The organism is Polaromonas sp. CG_23.6 (assembly GCF_029892315.1).
In the GTDB taxonomy this organism is placed as follows: Bacteria; Pseudomonadota; Gammaproteobacteria; order Burkholderiales; family Burkholderiaceae_C; genus Polaromonas.
This window is the reverse complement of the sequence record NZ_JARXUY010000001.1, coordinates 2,631,044-2,647,931: the sequence shown is the minus strand read 5'-3', so window position 1 is coordinate 2,647,931 and position 16,888 is coordinate 2,631,044. Positions and strand designations below refer to the sequence as shown.

15 protein-coding genes, 1 tRNA gene, 1 pseudogene and 1 riboswitch are annotated in these 16,888 nt (G+C 58.7%); of the genes and pseudogenes, 11 read left to right on the top strand and 6 right to left on the bottom strand.

What is annotated here, in order from left to right; all coding sequences use genetic code 11:
- Positions 1-2 precede the first annotated feature (2 nt).
- From H4V98_RS12525 to H4V98_RS12485, 9 genes are all read left to right on the top strand, one after another.
- A tRNA-Val gene (locus tag H4V98_RS12525) sits at positions 3-77 on the top strand.
- Positions 78-658: 581 nt separating this feature from the next.
- Entirely contained in the window at positions 659-946 is a 288-nt protein-coding gene (locus tag H4V98_RS12520) for a hypothetical protein (protein ID WP_196863658.1), read from the top strand.
- Positions 947-1,332: 386 nt separating this feature from the next.
- Positions 1,333-1,437: riboswitch (SAM-I-IV-variant riboswitch) on the top strand.
- Between the two features lie 381 nt (positions 1,438-1,818).
- Positions 1,819-2,577: a hypothetical protein gene (locus H4V98_RS12515; RefSeq protein ID WP_280757524.1), complete on the top strand. Its 759-nt coding sequence runs from the start codon at positions 1,819-1,821 to the stop codon at positions 2,575-2,577.
- Positions 2,540-3,166: a hypothetical protein gene (locus H4V98_RS12510; RefSeq protein WP_196863656.1), complete on the top strand. Its 627-nt coding sequence runs from the start codon at positions 2,540-2,542 to the stop codon at positions 3,164-3,166. Before H4V98_RS12515 ends, H4V98_RS12510 begins: the two co-directional genes overlap by 38 nt.
- 28 nt (positions 3,167-3,194) lie before the next feature.
- On the top strand, positions 3,195-3,545 hold the full coding sequence (locus H4V98_RS12505) for a hypothetical protein (RefSeq protein ID WP_196863655.1): 351 nt from the start codon (positions 3,195-3,197) through the stop codon (positions 3,543-3,545).
- 8 nt (positions 3,546-3,553) lie between these two features.
- Positions 3,554-3,811 carry a hypothetical protein gene (locus H4V98_RS12500; RefSeq protein WP_231376542.1) on the top strand — a complete coding sequence of 86 codons (258 nt, stop codon included), beginning with the start codon at positions 3,554-3,556 and terminating at the stop codon, positions 3,809-3,811.
- A 161-nt stretch (positions 3,812-3,972) separates the two neighbouring features.
- The gene (locus H4V98_RS12495; RefSeq protein WP_196863654.1) at positions 3,973-5,163 is read left to right on the top strand and encodes a hypothetical protein; all 1,191 of its coding nucleotides are present in this window, start codon (positions 3,973-3,975) and stop codon (positions 5,161-5,163) included.
- A gap of 9 nt (positions 5,164-5,172) precedes the next feature.
- Positions 5,173-6,327, top strand: a complete 1,155-nt coding sequence (locus H4V98_RS12490; RefSeq protein ID WP_196863653.1) for a serine protease — start codon at positions 5,173-5,175, stop codon at positions 6,325-6,327.
- 163 nt (positions 6,328-6,490) lie between these two features.
- Positions 6,491-7,228 (top strand): ADP-ribosylglycohydrolase family protein, encoded by a 738-nt coding sequence (locus H4V98_RS12485; RefSeq protein WP_348535233.1) that lies wholly within the window; start codon positions 6,491-6,493, stop codon positions 7,226-7,228.
- A 427-nt stretch (positions 7,229-7,655) separates the two neighbouring features.
- Here the strand turns inward: H4V98_RS12485 and H4V98_RS12480 are convergent, their stop codons facing one another.
- The 5 genes and pseudogenes from H4V98_RS12480 to H4V98_RS12460 form a co-directional block, all read right to left on the bottom strand.
- Entirely contained in the window at positions 7,656-8,528 is an 873-nt protein-coding gene (locus tag H4V98_RS12480; protein ID WP_280757523.1) for a DUF3293 domain-containing protein, read from the bottom strand.
- On the bottom strand, positions 8,525-9,034 hold the full coding sequence (locus tag H4V98_RS12475; protein WP_196863651.1) for a transposase: 510 nt from the start codon (positions 9,032-9,034) through the stop codon (positions 8,525-8,527). Before H4V98_RS12475 ends, H4V98_RS12480 begins: the two co-directional genes overlap by 4 nt.
- 143 nt (positions 9,035-9,177) lie before the next feature.
- Complete coding sequence (locus H4V98_RS12470; RefSeq protein WP_196863650.1) at positions 9,178-9,867, bottom strand: dihydrofolate reductase family protein; 690 nt, start codon at positions 9,865-9,867, stop codon at positions 9,178-9,180.
- 452 nt (positions 9,868-10,319) lie between these two features.
- Positions 10,320-11,330, bottom strand: coding sequence for a zinc-binding alcohol dehydrogenase family protein (locus H4V98_RS12465; protein ID WP_196863649.1), 1,011 nt, complete (start codon positions 11,328-11,330; stop codon positions 10,320-10,322).
- A gap of 489 nt (positions 11,331-11,819) precedes the next feature.
- Positions 11,820-12,966: pseudogene (locus H4V98_RS12460) on the bottom strand (IS3 family transposase).
- Between the two features lie 394 nt (positions 12,967-13,360).
- On the opposite strand from H4V98_RS12460, the gene H4V98_RS12455 reads away from it, so the two are divergent.
- Positions 13,361-14,407: a cyclase family protein gene (locus H4V98_RS12455; protein ID WP_196865114.1), complete on the top strand. Its 1,047-nt coding sequence runs from the start codon at positions 13,361-13,363 to the stop codon at positions 14,405-14,407.
- A gap of 33 nt (positions 14,408-14,440) precedes the next feature.
- Positions 14,441-15,655: an ABC transporter substrate-binding protein gene (locus H4V98_RS12450; RefSeq protein WP_196865115.1), complete on the top strand. Its 1,215-nt coding sequence runs from the start codon at positions 14,441-14,443 to the stop codon at positions 15,653-15,655.
- Between the two features lie 222 nt (positions 15,656-15,877).
- Here H4V98_RS12450 and H4V98_RS12445 read toward each other — a convergent pair whose 3' ends face one another.
- Positions 15,878-16,861 (bottom strand): tripartite tricarboxylate transporter substrate binding protein, encoded by a 984-nt coding sequence (locus H4V98_RS12445; protein ID WP_196865116.1) that lies wholly within the window; start codon positions 16,859-16,861, stop codon positions 15,878-15,880.
- Positions 16,862-16,888 lie beyond the last annotated feature (27 nt).

Genomic DNA, 16,888 nt, shown 5'->3' with positions numbered 1-16,888 from the left:
TAGGGCGGTTAGCTCAGGGGTAGAGCACTGCATTCACACTGCAGGGGTCGCAAGTTCGAAACTTGCACCGCCCACCACAATAAATAATAAAATAAAGGACTTAGCTTTGCGGCTAAGTCCTTTATTTATGTCTGTACGGAAATAGTACGGAAAAGCCATATCTGCTTTGCGCACTATTTGTCTCGTCGTTGATTCGAAGAAATAGCGTGAAACGCCTTAGTGCTAGGTTTGTAAAGGACCGCACTGCCATCACTTAAAAGGTCAAGGACGGCGTCCTGACATGATGGGCGACCCGTCGGCAAAACGGGCGCAATGGCCGGCTTTGCTAGCTTAGTCAACTCGAACCTGATCACCGAGTACCTAACCGCGCAGGTTTCCTTAACACAGGCGTACGCCCTGCAAACGGCCATCGGCATGGCTCTGGGACCAGGACTCGGTAGCGCTGGTCGACAAGCGCGCCGGCTCCAGCAACAGCCTTGGTGTGGCTCAAGCAGTTGGTCAGGTCCGACAAGTACGCCAACCAGATCCTGACAGCCATCGAGTCCGTAGCCGTGGGTCTCAGCATCCAGCAACAACATTGATGCCCTGAACTTCACGAACATGACAACCGAGGAGTTGTCAGGCAAAATCAACCACGACATCGACGGCCTGGACTCCGATGCAACCGTCATTTTTGGCGGCGCACAATCAGAACTGGCAGAAAAGGATTCGTATGAAGGGCACATTCAAGGGCTACGACCCGGAGCTGGGCAAGAAGTTTATGGAAGAGTCGAACGGGCTCGTGATCGGGCGCGCGCGATCGTCGCCGAAAAAGTCCGAGGCGGAGGTGATTGAAGCAGAGGCGATCGAGGTGGAGGCCATCGAGGCGCAGGCAATCGAGGAGTACAGCCAAGAGCACGGAAGGGCGCCGGACGTGCAGCAACTGCATGACTGGATAAATAGATGATTAGGTAAATGGATGACAGCAGCATCCAGCGAAGCCTCTCAAGGGATGGGCAACCGGTAACTGCCGGCACCGACGCGCAACCAGTTCAAGAGCCAATAAGAGTCCGAGGAGGACTTGGGCTATTGGCAGGGACACGTCGGCCGTATCAAGGGCCTGGTCGCGAGGGCCGCACTCTCAAACGCTCCCGGCCCGAGTAAACGTCGACGCCATGCCGGTTGACTTTGCCGGCTTCAAGCCTGCGCTGGGCATGTCAGCTGCCTACAGGCCGAGGCTGGCCTGATTGTTCAGTTCACTGATGGCGCGGATACGCATGGCAACCGGACTGTAGTTTTAGGCGTTGAGCTCCATAAATAATTGACCTGCTAGTCCATTGGCCTGCATAATAAGCTTGACATTAAGAGTTGGGCCAACGCCCACGCCAACCTGCTTTCCGGGGCAAGGTGGCCGCCAAGCGCGATGTGGTGCCTTCGGGCGCAACCAAGCCGGCAGCTCACCAATGGTGGGCTTTTTTTTTGCCCACGCGAATCGTTTTGGATATTGATCATGGCCTGGCCGGCCGGCCCTTCGCGGGGTCCACCGCTTGGGGGCTTTGACTGATTGCCGCCCCAGACATCTTTGTCGAAGCGGCTAAACCAGGAGCGCCACATGGCTGCATTCGAGACGACCCCGGTCACTATTTTCAGGGCTGACCCGCCCACCATCGTTCAGCGGTTCCTTGCGACCTCGGAACGTTTTTTGTTCTATCCCCCAGCCGATGCGCTGGTTCAGGTCCGAGCGCCTTTGCGGTGCGCTGGCGTGCTTCATGACGAGGGCAGCTTTTGCTGGCCATCGCCGCGCTGCAGCCAGCCAGGAGAACAAACGAGGGCCGCAGCATGAAATCCTCGCGCAAATCATCGTCCCGCGTGGTCCCCCTGCCCGGGCCTTTGTTCTTTTACGAGGTCGCCGAGTACGGTACCGTTTCAGACCCCAGTGTGCCGGCGCTCAAGCTGCGGGCCGAGGTGTTCCACTGCGTTTCACCGGCGTTTATTCACTCCACGGATGACCTCGTTTCCGAGGTTGAGGGTTGCTCCCCGCTCGCCAGCCATTTCTCGATCCTGGCGGCCGATCATTTGTCTGACATTGAAGACGAACTCGACGCCGATGACGACGCACTCGGTTTTGTCGAGCGTCGCCGCCTTGCATTTTTAGCTGCTGCGCTGCAGGATGACCCGGATACGGGCTGGCGCGACTGGGTGGAGCACGAAGGCGATGCGGGCCTGGCCAACTTCAAGGAGATCATCCAGGACTGGCTGGACGAAGATGTTGACTGGGGCGAAGCCGAGTGGTTTGACAGCGGCTGGAGTGGGCAAAGTGCTGCCTTGGGTTTTTTTCCGATCTGGACGCCAAGGTACTTGATGCGCTGGGCGTGGAGATCATCGAGGGCGAGCATCCCGGCAGCAGCTACTACGCGGCTGAATTGCGCAACGAGATCGCCAGCGCCAACCAGGCCGCCCAGGCACTGGGCTTGGCGTTTCGGTTTCGAGCAGAGGGCGAAGGCGCTGCGGCGGACCCTGCTGCGAGTACTGTCGTCGGACTCTACAAGAAGACCGGCGTATGAGGGAACTTTTTCCCCCATCGCCAGCGGCGGGTAAACGCCTGGATTGGCTGCTGCGCTACGCCAGGCGCTGCCAGGTCAAGCTCGATGCCAGCGAGGTGACGGCCCATGCCATCAAGGGCCGGTTCACCCCGGCCGCCTGGCGATTGCTGTGCCGCAGTAGCCGGGACAGCTTCATCCCCATCCTGCGCAACCGGCGCCTGGCTTTTGACAGCTTGGTCCACTACGCCCAGAGCCTGGTCGAGCACGGTTTTCAGCTCGCCCCGGATCCCAAATTCCTCGACTACTTCATCCAGTCGAGTTATCTCTTTTTTGACCGCATGCCCGGCGTGCCGCATGAAGCCGACGAGATGACCCTGCTGCGCCTGGCAACACGCTGCGGCGGCGTCTCCAGGGCGCAGCTTCGGCGTGTCTATGAATGGCTGACCTGGGGTCACAGCTCGGTCACGACCCGCATGACGTGGCGCGCCGTGCTACGCCGGGCCGACGAGTGGCACCGGCGCCAGCAGGCGGTCGTTGAGCAGGCCAGGACAAACCATGCCAGCGCCCAAGCGCCCCCGTGCTGGGACTTTGCCTGCGGGACTTTGCACTGGGAAGTGCTACGACATCATCCCCCTGGTCAATGACATCGACCTGTGGGATGAGGGGCAGGCTATGTCAAGTTGCCTGTACAAAATCCGCCGGTTCTGCAACAAAAGCACTGAGCCCAGCCGGTTCTTCTCCGTCCGAAAGAACGGCCTGCGCTGCGCCACGCTCGAACTGGTCCAGGGCAAGCCCTGCGAGAGCCGCCATGGGCTGGGGCTGATGGACGGGCTCTGGCAACTGCAGGACTGCCGGCTGTCGCACAACCGGCTGCCAACAGACGAACTGGTCAAGCTGCTGGATGACTTTGGCAGGCATTACGACACCCTGTCCCAGCAGCTGGCAGATGCAGTCCCTGCGGCGGCGCCGATGCAACAAGACCGGCGGCACTGGCCAGCGAAGAATGCGCTTCGGTATCCGTAGGAACAACCATGAAATCCAAGCCGACACAACCCGCAAGTTTGCAGGCCCGACGACTCAGGCAACGCGTCAGCGCTGCGATCGGGGATTACGAGAGCCACCTCGGGCCGATACCGCTCTGGTTTGCAGAGCTCGATTCCGATGCCGCCTTGCGCCTGATGTCTGCCTGCCTGAGGATAGGCCTGAGGCTGCCCCCTGAGGAAACCCTTCAGGCCGACATGATGGAACGTGCGCAAGCTGCGCGTGGTATCAGACGCCCAAGCGCGTAAAACGGAATTGTTGATCATGGACAGATCGGAAATTAGCGATGTCGCGCCGTCCGAGGAAATAGAAGATTGGAAGAATTCAATATTTTTGCCTCGGCCTTCCAACTGCAAGTTCAGAGAAATTCTGATGTCATAGACTGACAAATAATAAAAAAAAACAAACCATGAAAACTCCCGAACCCGAGCGATTCACTACGGCCAGTTCAGAACAAATGACACTGACGCCGGACCATCGAATGGTCTATGCACCCGGGATGAAAGCTTCGAAGCCATGGATCGGTGCGGGGCCGATGATGCTGATCGGTGCCGTCGTGCTGGCGTCGCTGTGGTTCATCTCATCAGACAACCAAAAACCCCTGCTTTCGCCCACGCCCTCCGTTCCCCTGCAGGCTCCCAATGCCTCACCTGTGTTGACATCGCCTTGGGCTGCTATTGCAGAACCATCGCCAGAGTGGAGGACTGCATTCAACGCAGTGATGCAATCGGCCGCCAACTCGGACACGGCTTCAACCATGCTTTCGATGTCCCAGCTCGTTCGACTTCAACCCCGCCGAACGGTCATTGCCGCGCAACAACGCACCGCCGCGCGTGCGCACAATGCCAAAGGATTGGCGGCCATCAAGGCGTCCGATTTTCGGCTCGCCGCCGATCAGTTCCTGGCGGCTTATCAAATTGACGCCTCTGATGCCGAGGTCGCTGAAAACCTGGGCTACGCGCTTTTCAAGGATGGAAAAACCGAGCTTGCCACGCGTGCGTTGCTTCAGTCGCTGGTCGCCGGGCCGCGCAGGGCGACTGCCTGGGGCAACCTGGCCGGCGTGTATGTCCAGGGGGGTGAACCGGTCCAGGCCGCTGCTGCCTTTGGCCTGAGTCTTCGGTATGCCACGTCGCCCAGCCGCGCCCGCCGCCAGCTTGTCGCCCTTTACCAAGAAGATGCCTCGCCCGTCATGCGCTCAGCGGCAGGAAGTGCATTGGCCAGCCATTACACAGAGCTGGTCGATCCGGCGCTGCGCGGCCAGCTCGGCGCGCTTTCTTCGTTTCCTTTTTCTGCGCTCTTGCCTTCGAAAATCCCCCGGATCGGTGACGCGCCGGAGAAGATCGTGCGAGTGCATGCGCTGAACAACGCCGGCTTCCCCCTCAAGGCAGACGCCGCCGAGTACGCCGTCTGGCTGGGCTCGGACAAGGATTGCCGCGTGCAGGCCTGTATCGTGGGTCTCATCGCGGGCATGAAATCGCAGCCGCAGGTCGAAGGGGAGGGTGTTGCCGTGGAACTAGCTGGCGGCGCTCGGGGAGTGCTCTACAAGGCTGCCGAAAACAAACTGGGATTGCTGTTCACTGAACGCGATGGCATCGCCTAGCGCTTTGCGTTGGGCAACGATACCGATCTGGTGTCCATGGCCAACTCGGCCCTGGGTCTTGGTTTCTTTCCGGTTTCTGTCTTCGCTGACAAGAACATCAGCCGCCCAGGTCTGGAAAATGCAGCCTCCCCCGAGAACGCACCGCAGGGAATAGCGTTTTCTGCGGCAAGCGCCCTGGTGGGCTTGCTCAACATCAGTCCCAAGGGGCCTCCACTGAGCTCCGAGCAGATCTACAAGCAGGCGTCTAATTCAATCGTCATGCTCAAGACCCCGGAAGGCTCTGGTAGCGGTGTCGTGGTGGCGCCAGGGATTGTGCTGACCAACTGCCATGTCACCCAGCGAGGACCCGTCGCGGTTTATTACCGTAAAACACAATACGCCGCCGTGGTGGTGGCAGGCGATGAAGAAAAAATGGACTATTGCATCGTCAAAGTGGCGGGCTTGCCAGCGGCGCCGGCGCCGATGGGGCCTCTGGGTGACGTGGCCCCTGGGCAGCGTGTGTATTCGCTGGGATCTCCGCGTGGCTTGGAGTTGACGTTCGCCGAAGGAATGGTGTCTGCGCTTCGGTCAATACCAGGCATGCCTTTGCCGATCATTCAGACGACGGCGCCCATTTCACCGGGATCGAGCGGCGGCGGGCTGTTTGACGAGTTCGGGCGAGTCATTGGCATCACGACAATTTTTCTCACCGAATCGCAAAACCTGAACTTCGCCATGCCCGTGGAGCTTTATCGTCATCTGATTGCAGCGCCTGCGCCTGCGCCTGATCCATCGCCATCGCCGGCAACGCCAGCCGTTTTACCGATCCCTGCATACCCCCCAAGCGCCCGGCAAACGCCAGCCCCGAGCAGTCAGCCTTGGCCGGCTTCAGCTTGCAATATCGATTACGACATTGAGCTGCAAACGTTTGGCGAGCATGTGTCCGTCGAATTGCGAAGCGGCGCGCTCGGCGCCTCCCGTGTCGTCAAAACCCGACCGAGCCAGGGAGGCCGGGTGAGTTTTAGCAGCCTGTGCCCCGGGAACTACTTCGTGGCCATTGGCAATGACGACTATGTCAGCGTCACGCCAGTCCGGCAATTTGTATCAGACCATAGATATACGAGCCAGCTTACCCTGCAGCGGGGCGCGGGCAACGTCTCCAGGCAAAGCCGTAAAACCCTGTAGTCACCACCAGGTAACTGGTATTTTTTGGAAAGCACTTCATGCTCGGAGCCATCGCATGCGACATCGTGGGCTCGTGGTGAGAATTCAGGAACTTCAAGTCCAAGGACTTCCAGCCGTTGTTCCACCAGGGCGCCAAGTTCACGGACGACCTCCTGCCTAGGCGCTGCAGGACTGGGGCCGGCGCTACTGGAGCAACGGTGGCTGGGGGCAGCACTTCAACCTGTGGCTGGCCGATGACGACCCGCAGCCCTACAACTCCTGGGACAACGGCGCGTCCATGCGGGTCAACGCGGCAGTCCTGCTGGCGACATCGCTCGACCACGCCCTGGAGCTTTCCAAGCGAGTAACGGTCATCACGCACAACCACCACGAGGGCATCAAGGGCGCTGCGGAAACGAGCGTGGCCATCTGGCTGGCCCGCCAGCGCACGTCGGCCGCCGACATCCGGCAGGAACTGATGGCATGTTTCGGCTACGACCTGGACCGCACGGTCGACGGGATCCGGCCGGGCTACCGCTTCACCGAGGCCAGCGCCGACTCGGTGCCTCAGGCGCTGGTTTGCGCCCTGGAGGCCATGAGCTACGAGGACGCCCTGCGCAATGTCGTCTCCATCGGTAGCCGAGGCGCGCTTTGGCATTCCGCACGAGATCGCGGCCAAGGCCTGGTCCGACCTGCCGCGCGACATGCGCCAGGTATTGACGGCGCTTTATGCGCAGGAAAATTCTCTCGGTGCCTGAGCCCGATCACATCCACCACCTGCGGGGAATTTAGCTGGGCGATCCTGTTCGATGGGGCAACACGCGGCTGTAGACGGCCGCATGCGAATCCTGCGCCGATGGATAAACAATGCCTATGCCGTCCTGATCAAAGACGGTGGCCAGTTGCGCGGCCAAACCCTTGAACTTTTCTGGTTCCCGGGTGGCGACCTGGAACACCAGGCTGTCTTCGCGCTGTCCCCGTAAATAACCTTCTGCCCTGCTGAACGTGAACGAGGCGAAAATGGCTGCACACAAATGCACGGCCTGCTGGCGGTATTCGTCTGAAATCCGCCCCGAAGCGGGAGACCCAGGATGATGCTGTACATGGGCCCGATCTCTTCAAGCCGATAGGCATGGGGTACTGGCAGACTCATTTTTTGGTGCTCCCTTGACCATCTTTGTAACTCATCCGGCACATGAGGTGCGAAGGGGCGCTGGACGCGCTAGGATCGGTTGTGTTGGCCGCCAAGCGGTCCTGCTGCTGGCTGAGTTGGAAGGGGTATTAGGTGGCGCTGTGGACCAGGTCACCTATGCATTTTCGCCAAACGAGACATGCCATCGATCGACAAATCATCGCAACAAAATCAGTTGTGCCACGGCATCCTTGTCGCACCACACTACGGCATTTTGTTCATACTTGCTCGCCAGTACCCGGGTTGCTTCAAGTGAAAGATTCATGACCAGGAAGCTCGCCTCACCAGGCCACTTGCTCTTGCTATCGAGCCCGACGCCGTTAATAAACTTCAGACTGCGAGCTGTTAATTCGTTTAGAAGTGCGGCTTGGCGAGCCGTATTTTCTGCATCACTCAGGCTGCGGCCCAAAGGATTGCAGGCGGTTATGTAGGCCGCGCAGTCTGACCGGTATTGCGAATAGAGCTGACGCAGCGGCTCGCTGGGCACTCCAACCTTGATGACGAATGGGGGCACGGTGTAAACACCGTAATCCGTATCCAGGTAGTCTAGGTGCTGGGCACGCACCTGAGTGGGCAGGTATGTGATGTCCCAGCAAAAGACCTGATCGGGTCCGGTCGCTGCCAGGGCGCGTGGCTTGCTGCGCTGCTGCGCGGCACGCTCCAGGCGCCGGTGGGTGCGCTGGCCGTACTGCAGCAGCAATCGGTACATGGTCGACTCGGACGCCAGATAGATGCCGCTGTCAGCCAGGCGCGGCACGATCTGGCTGGGTGCCAGATCCTTGAATGCCTCGCTGTTGAGGGTGGCCATCACAACCTGGCGTTCTGCCTCGCCCAGCTTGTTAGGCGGGCACACGTAGCGCCGTCGGCCCGAGGGACGCCTATCTCCGTCGAGTGCATCCGTGCACTGCCAGCGCTGAACCGTGCGGCACGACAGGCCAATCTGGTGACATGCCACGCGCAGGCGTGCCCCGTCAGCACACGCTTTTTGAATCAAACCGAGCAACTTTTGGCGCTGCAGGACGGACGTCATTTGTCCGCGCCCTCCAGCAACGCCTGGAAGTTTTTTTGCAACACCAGCAGCGCAGCCACCTCGGCCAGTGCCTTTTCCTTGCGCTGGAGAAGATCGTGCTGGCGCTGCAGTTCCCGAAACGCGCCCGGTGCTTCGCGTACAGCGGACACGCCTGCAGCGCAGAAGTCGTCGTGCCACTGGCGCAACTGATGCTCGAACAAGCCGTGCTCGCGGCACCATCCTGCCAGGGCTTCACCGCTGAGCGAGTAGCTTTCGTGCAAGGCGCCCATGCGCTGTGCAGACGACCAGGAGGCCACCGGGCCCTCCAGTAACGGGTGCGTTGCCTGTGCCTGCGGACCTGCAGGACCTGCCGGACCAGCAGCCTTAAGCCAGTTCTTCAAAGTGCCATGGGACATGTTCAGATCGCCAGCAACGCTGGCAAGTGAACGCGCTCCGCGACCTCGGGCTTTGAGCAGTGCCTGCTCCTTGAATTCGGGGGAGTGAAGGGAATGAAGTGTTCTGGGCATGAGATGTCCCTCTGATTGCGGTTAACCCGCGAGAAATCGGAGGCGTCAACTAGTCTGACAGCTGGGGCTATGGGGTGCGGACAAAACCGTGTTGGCGCCAACAATCTGGATCTTCGTATGCAGCACTTTCACATTCGGCACCCTCAGCGGGGGTTCGTGTACCGCAGCCACACCCCGCCGCCCTGCTGGATATCTGCCGAAGTCAAGGTAAGGTAGGTCGGCTTGGTCCAAGCATCTTTGGGAATCTCAAACGATGCAGGATGGTCTCCACGCCCGTCGATCACCGGTAAAATGAGAACACTTACCTCATCGACAAGTCCGGCATTTACAAATGATCCGCTTACAGTGGGGCCGCCTTCAACGATGAGACGCTTTGTACCGAGTTCATCCACAAGGATTGCAATAACTTGGCCCAAATCAATCTCTGTCTTGCCACCAAAAATGTAAGACACGTCAATGGATTTCAGATAGGCCAGGTAGTCGTCCGACACCGCTTCTGACACCACTGAAACGACGTGCGAATTGAGCGCTTCGTTGCATGTCCAAGCCACTTTTCCATGGGGATCAATTGAGACGGCGTAGCAGTCCGCATCACGCTTGGCAAAATAATGAATGCGTGGAACCGGCGCTTTGGCCAATCCCCTTGGATAGTCATCGCCGTGCGCGATTTCCTGCATGGTGACCCTGCCGCAGATCCAGGCATCGAACTTAAACTGCTTAGCAAGCTTCTCGTACAGATCCCCGGCGTCCTTCTTGAAGGGGCGGGCCCAGCCATCCGTGAGCGCGTGTCCATCGATAGAGGACATCATGTGGCAGACAACATAGGGTTTCATTGAAAACTTTCCGACATCGTTGATGGTTAATAACTTTTGACCATTTCGGTTCGCCTATAAGCAAGCAATTCCATTAAATTGATACTACTACTACACCTGATTTTCAGCAAAGGCACCATTGCATCTGACAATTTGGCAGATTCAACGGTTTCAAGCAAGAGGCTGTGGTCGCTTGGTGGAGAACGGCTAAAGCACCGCGGCGATGGTATGCACGTTAAGCGTGGTTGGCCAGACACTGATTAATTGGGTTGACCATTAATCCCATTCATAACTACACAAAAGCTGTACGAAAATCGAGTTTGATAGGTTTGATGGCTGAAATTGTCCTTTTCAAGATTTCCCGCCATAAATGGCCGTTGCAGATACGACTGCTCGTTCTACCGCCCACTTGACAACCGATCACTGACACTACCTGGAGCCGCACGAACAGATCTCAACTGCGCCGCGCTGCTTTAGAAGCCTTCGAGTACCACTTTTCCCTGCGCCTTGCCGCTTTCGATGAGCGCATGCGCCCGGCATAGGTTGGCCGCGTCGATGCGGCCGAAGTTGGCATTGAGCGTGGTGCGCAGCCGGCCGGCATCGACCAGCCCGGCCACCTCGGCCAGCAGCCGGCCTTGTGCGGCCATGTCGGGCGTTTCGAACATCGAGCGCGTGAACATCAGCTCCCAGTGGAGGGACAGCGACTTTTGCTTGAGCGGTACGGCGTCGAGAGAAGGCGCGTCGTCGATCACCGCCAGCGCGCCTTGTGGCTTGAGGCTCTCAATGATCTGCGCGTAGTGGTGCTGCGTCTGCGTAAGCGCGGCTACCCAGTCCACTTGGCCGAAGCCGCCGGCTTGCAGCTCGGCGGCCAGTGGCTGGCTGTGGTCGATCACGCCGTGCGCGCCTAGATCCATGCACCACTGGCGTGTCTGAGGCCGCGAGGCTGTGGCCACCACACGCAGCTGCGTGAGCTGGCGCGCTAGCTGGATCAAGATGGAGCCTACGCCGCCGGCACCGCCGACTACTAGCAGCGTCTGACCCGCGCCGCCGCCAGCAGGTACCCCGAGCCGGTCGAACAGCAACTCATATGCAGTGATTGAGGTCAGCGGTAGGGCAGCGGCTTGCGCATCGCTGAGAGAAGCCGGTGCGTGCGAGACAATGCGCTCGTCCACTGCGTGCAGCTCGCTGTTAGCGCCTGGGCGGGTAATGGAGCCGGCATACCAGACGCGCTCGCCGGGCCTGAAGCCGGTGACATCTGCGCCTATCGCCTCGACCGTGCCGACCGCGTCCCAGCCCAGTACCCGGGCTTGGCCGGGCACGGGCACGCCGCTATTGCGTACCTTGGTGTCGACTGGATTAACCGAGATTGCCCGGACGCGTACTAAAAGGTCGCGTGCCCCCGGTAGCGGCGCAGGCAGCTCCAGGTCTTCAAGCGCGTCGGGATGATCAATGGGCAGGGGTTGGCGATAACCGACGGCTTTCATGTATAGAATCCTCTAAAGGGTTAGGAAATTATCAGACCACCGCTGTAAGCTTCGCTTGCAGCACCTGTGAGGATAGGAGCAACACCGCACTTCGCGGATGCCGTGGAATCAAGACGATTACTGGGCGTGGTAAAGATGCGTACCTGCACGACACCGCCGTGAAGACCTGCTGTTCGTTTTCCGTACCCTTACCGTGAAGAGAGTGGAAATTGCCAGAATTGGGCACGCCGGTCACTTGAGCGACCCCATCCCCCTGACGCTGTCGCTTGAGCAGTCGCTGATTTCGTAAATTTTACGCCCTCTTATCGTCAGTCTTTTCTCAATGCGCGGCTGAGGATGCTTTGAACTACTCCGGAATCACATAAAACGGTACCCAGGTTTTCATCCATCTATTCCTGACATGAACCAAAGAGGGGTCGTCACAGAAAATGTACGCGAACTGACCTTGCCCCTGGATTCCGTATCCCATAACCGAGCTCATGAGTTGGCTTACCTGGCAAGCCATTCGCTTTCGAATTGCATCGGGCTGACATATGCCAGCGTTGAATGAAGCCGGACTTTGTTGTACCAGAGCAGCCACGCGATAGTTTCATCCTTGGCTTGGCGCCGGGTCACGAAGCGTTGCCCGTGCAAGCGCTCGACCCGCAGCGAGCCGATCAGCGTTTCGCTGCAGGCATTATCCCAACAGCTGCCACGCCGGCTCATGGAACTTGTGATGCCGTACTCTTTGAGCGCGTCCCTGAAGGCGCCGCTGGCGTACTGGCTGCCCCTGTCACTATGAAACAGCACCCCGGCGTGCTTGCCCGGGTGGCGCTTGAACCAGGCCATGCGCAGCGCGTCGATGACGATGTTCGACGTCATGTCCTCGCGCAGTGACCAGCCCACCACCTGGCGGCTGAACAGGTCAATCACCACGGCCAGAAACAGCCAGCCCTCATCGGTCGCGATATATGTGATGTCGCCGACCCCGACTTTGTCGGGTTCGGCCACGCTGAACTCGCGGTTCAGCAGGTTTGGCGAGATTGGTAACTTGTGATTGCTGTCGGTGGTGACTTTGAAGCGCCGTTTGCCTTTGGCGCGAATGCCGTGCAACTGCATGAGATTTTGCACCCGCTCTTTGCCCATTGACACACCGCGTGCCACCAACTCGCGCCAGATGCGCGGCCCGCCGTAAGCACCACGTGTCTCGGCGTGCAGGGCCTTGATATGCACCAGTGGCGCCTCGGCGCACCGCTGGCACGGCGAAAGAGGTACGCGTGGTAGCCGGCCGCGCTGACCTGCAGCACCCGGCATTGCACCGAGACAGGCCACGCAAACCGGTGACGCTGGATGAAGGCGTACTTCAAATCGATCCTCTTGCGAAGTACGCCGTCGCTTTTTCCAAAATATCGCGCTCCATCTTCACGCGCGCCAGCTCAGCGCGCAGCCGGCTGATCTCCATCTGCTCGGCACTTACCGGCTTGCTTTCTGCGCCTGTGAGCTTGCCTTGGCGATGGGCCTTGACCCAGTTGAACAGCGTCTGGTCAACCACTCTCAGCGTTCTGGCTGCCGCTGCGATGCTTTGGCCACCTTCAACGAGCCTGACCGCCTCTTGCTTGAATTCGAGCGTGTAGCGCGCCCTTGATGTTTTCGTCATTTCAGTTTTCCTTGTCTGAATTGAAGCACTCAGCAAGGGATACGTTTTTCAGGGGCAAGGTCAGATCGTTCATGCCAGCGAAGTTTTGTCGCTTGGCGGTCAGCGAGCCGGCTAATGAAAGTGACAAAAAGGATGCCACAGCGGGGCGACCAATCCATCGCCCCATAAGATACGCGGTATGCAGCGGTCTATTGAACTTTAAGGAAAAAACGACAGCTGATCGCAAATTTGGAGGTGTGTACTTTAAACATTTTGGAGATATTTTTCCATTTCCAATTCATAACTGACCTAATGCACTCTTCAATGAAGTAAATTTTTTTACTAAATTTGTTCTTTATTGGAAAACAACACGTTTTTTGCATAATGTCAGTTCTTAACTATAACGAGACAAAGTATGCGCTGGAAACATAGACCAACCGGCTCCACGTGGGGTGATTTCGGAGTCGACGATCAACTGGGCCGCGTCAACTTAATAACCCCCGAGCAAGTTCTCAAAGGCGTTGCCGAGGTGCGTGCTGGCCGCAGCTTTTGCCTGTCGCTTCCACTGGATTTGCCCGGTGGCAATGCGCTTAATTCACGTCGTTTTCCTCCGCAGTTGTCGCCTACTTATCGCGACCATAAGCCGTTCGTTAATTTTCCTTTGTCACGTCTGGATGCTGACTCCATCGACGTGCTGAGCGATGACCAGGCGCTGATCTCGCTTCAGTATTCAACTCAGTGGGACTCACTGGCACACGTTGGCGCCCGCTTTGATGCCAATGGCGACGGCGAGGCAGAGATGGTTTACTACAACGGTTATCGTGCCGAACTGGATGTGATCGGTCCGGTTGTTTATGGTGACGACGGCAGTGAATGCGCTTGCGAAAAAGCAGGCGGCGGATCGCGTGCATACGCCCTTGGTATTGAGAACATGGCTCATCACAGCATGCAGGGGCGGGCCGTGCTGGTTGACCTCGCTCGTCATTTCGGTCGATCCCGCCAGATGATTGGTCGAACCGAACTACTCGCGGTCATGCAGGCCGATGGCGTGGTGGTCGAATACGGCGACATGCTGGTGATTCGGACCGGTTTTGCCGAGCTCATTGTGGAGATGGCGGGCCAGCCCGACGCAAAACTCCTGGCCGAGAGTTGTGCAGTGCTCGATGGGCGTGACGACGGTTTGCTGCAATGGATCACCGACAGTGGCATCACTGCTCTGTGTGCTGACAACTATGCGGTCGAGGCGTACCCGGCGCGACCGGCCCCTGCGCCTGCATCGTTGCTGCCTTTGCACCATCACTGCCTCTTCAAGCTCGGCCTGCCACTGGCTGAACTTTGGTACCTTGGGGAGCTTGCCGACTGGCTGCACGCAAACGGCCGACACCGCTTTTTGCTTACGGCGCCACCGCTGCGCTTGCCGGGTGCCGTCGGTTCCCCGACCACTCCGATCGCTACCGTCTAATGTGCCACTTGCAACCATCGAAGAAAATAACCTATGAAGCTTAAGCCACTGGCCGCCATTGGTCTGATTACCCTGTCCGGCTCTATTGCTGCTCAGCACTCCGGCGTTTCGGACAATGTTGTAAAGATTGGCTTGATTCTGGACATGTCCAGCCTTTATGCGGATATTACTGGTATGGGCAGCGTCAATGCAGCAAAGATGGCCATCGAGGATTTTGGTGGCAAGGTAGTGGGTAAACCGATTGAGTTAGTCTACGCCGACCATCAAAACAAACCGGACATTGCAGCGAGCAAGGCGCGCGAGTGGTTTGACCGCGAAAAGGTCGATGCCATACTCGACGTCGCTGCGTCGGCCCCCGCACTTGCAGTTGCCGAGGTTGCACGAGAAAAAAACCGTGTCGTGGTCTTCAGCGGACCAGGCTCGGTGCGCCTGACCAATGAAGCCTGTACGCCCAGCACTGTGCATTACGTTTATGACACTTACGCCCTAGCCCATGCCACGGGCCGTGCAGTGGTTGGCAAGGGAGGCGATACCTGGTTTTTCCTCACCGCCGACTATGCCTTCGGTCAGGCACTGGAAAAAGACACTACGGAGGTCGTCAATGCCAACGGTGGCAAAGTGCTCGGGGTCATGCGCCATCCACTCAACACCTCAGATTTCTCGGCTTTCCTGCTGAAGGCGCAGGCCTCTGGCGCTAAGGTAATTGGCTTGGCCAATGCCGGAGGCGACACCATCAATGCAATCAAGGCTGCCAATGAATTCAAACTGACCGCTAGCGGCAAACAAAGCATCGCCGGCTTGCTGGTTTACATCAACGACATCCACAGTCTGGGCCTGCCGCTGACCCAGGGCATGATGCTCACTGAGGGTTTTTACTGGGACCTTAATGATGAAACTCGTGTGTGGTCGCGCCGGTTTTTTGAACGTACCAAGAAAATGCCCAATATGAGCCAGGCGGGTGTGTACTCTTCGGTAATGCATTATTTGAAAGCAGTGCAGGCCATCGGCACCGACGACACGGCCGCCGTGATGAAACAGATGCGCGCGCAGCCGATCAATGACTTTTTTGCTAAAAATGGCCGCATCCGTGAAGACGGGCGCATGGTGCACGACATGTACCTTTTTCAGGTCAAGAAGCCCGCCGAGTCGAATTACCCTTGGGACTACTATAAGCTAGTGGCCACCGTGCCAGGCGACCAGGCTTTCCAGCCGCTGGCGAAATCGGCCTGCCCCTTGGTCAAGAAGTAGATGTAGAAAACCGCCGGTGGAGTGCGGGGAATGTTTGAGTGATCAAAACCCAAAGCATACTTAAAACAGCTACGCACGGGAAGACATGCATGATGGCCGATGCGATTCCCGACCGGGCAGGTGTGGCAGCGACAGCGCAACGGTCTGTGTCACAAAGCTGTTCCCGCGCAGTTCGCTCGTGTGTTTTGAGCGTTATCCAGAGCAAGGTGCTTCTGCGCTTTCTCAGTCGGCGGTGACGCCTGCGTTTTTAATGACCGTGGCCCATTTTGCGGTTTCCGAGGCGATGAAAGCATCGCAGGCTTGCGGCGAGGTGCCTTCGGCAAATGTGCCCATGGCTTCTAACCGGGCTTGGGTTTCTTCGCTGCGGATGATGCGGTTGACCTCGTCCGACATGCGTTGCACCACGTCGCGCGGTGTGCCGGCGGGGGCAATTATGCTGGCCCAGGTGCTGCCGGTGAATCCCTTGAGCCCTTGTTCGATGAAGGTCGGCACATCGGGGGCTGCCGGCAGGCGTTTGTCGCTGGCCACCCCGATCAGGCGCACACGGCCCATTTTGCCGGGCTGGATCAGGTTGGTCGGCGCGTCAAAGAACAGCTGGATATGGCCGCCCAGCAAATCAGTCAACGCAGGTGCTGAGCCCCGGTAGGGAATGTGCACCATGTAGGTGCCGGTCACGGCCTTGAGCAACTCGCTGGTCAGGTGCGCGGCCGACCCATTGCCCGAGGAGCCAAAACTGACTTTGCCGGGATTGGCTTTGGCATAAGCCACCAATTCGGTGACGTTCTTGAACGGCGCGTTATTCGGCACGGCCGCCAGCAGCGGGGACACGCCCAGCAGGGACACCCCGACCAAGTCCTTCGCCGGGTTGTAGGGCAGCTTGGGGTACAGCGTGGTGTTGGCCGCATAGGCTGCAATCACGACGCCGAAGGTGTGCCCGTCCGGGGAGGCTTTTGCCACGGCGTTAACGCCGATGATGCTGTTGGCCCCGGGCATGTTCTCGACGACCACGGGCTGGCCGAGCCGGCTTTGCAGGCCCACCTGCACCAGGCGCGCCATCTGGTCGGTGAAGCCGCCAGCCGTGTATGGCACGATGAGTCGGATCGGGCGATTTGGCCAGGCCGACTGGGCCATCGATGGCAGTGTGGCAGTGGCCAAGCCTGCGCTGGCGGCCTGGATAAGGGTGCGGCGTGAAAGCGAATTGGACATGGTTGTCTCCTGTCTTATGGTTAACAT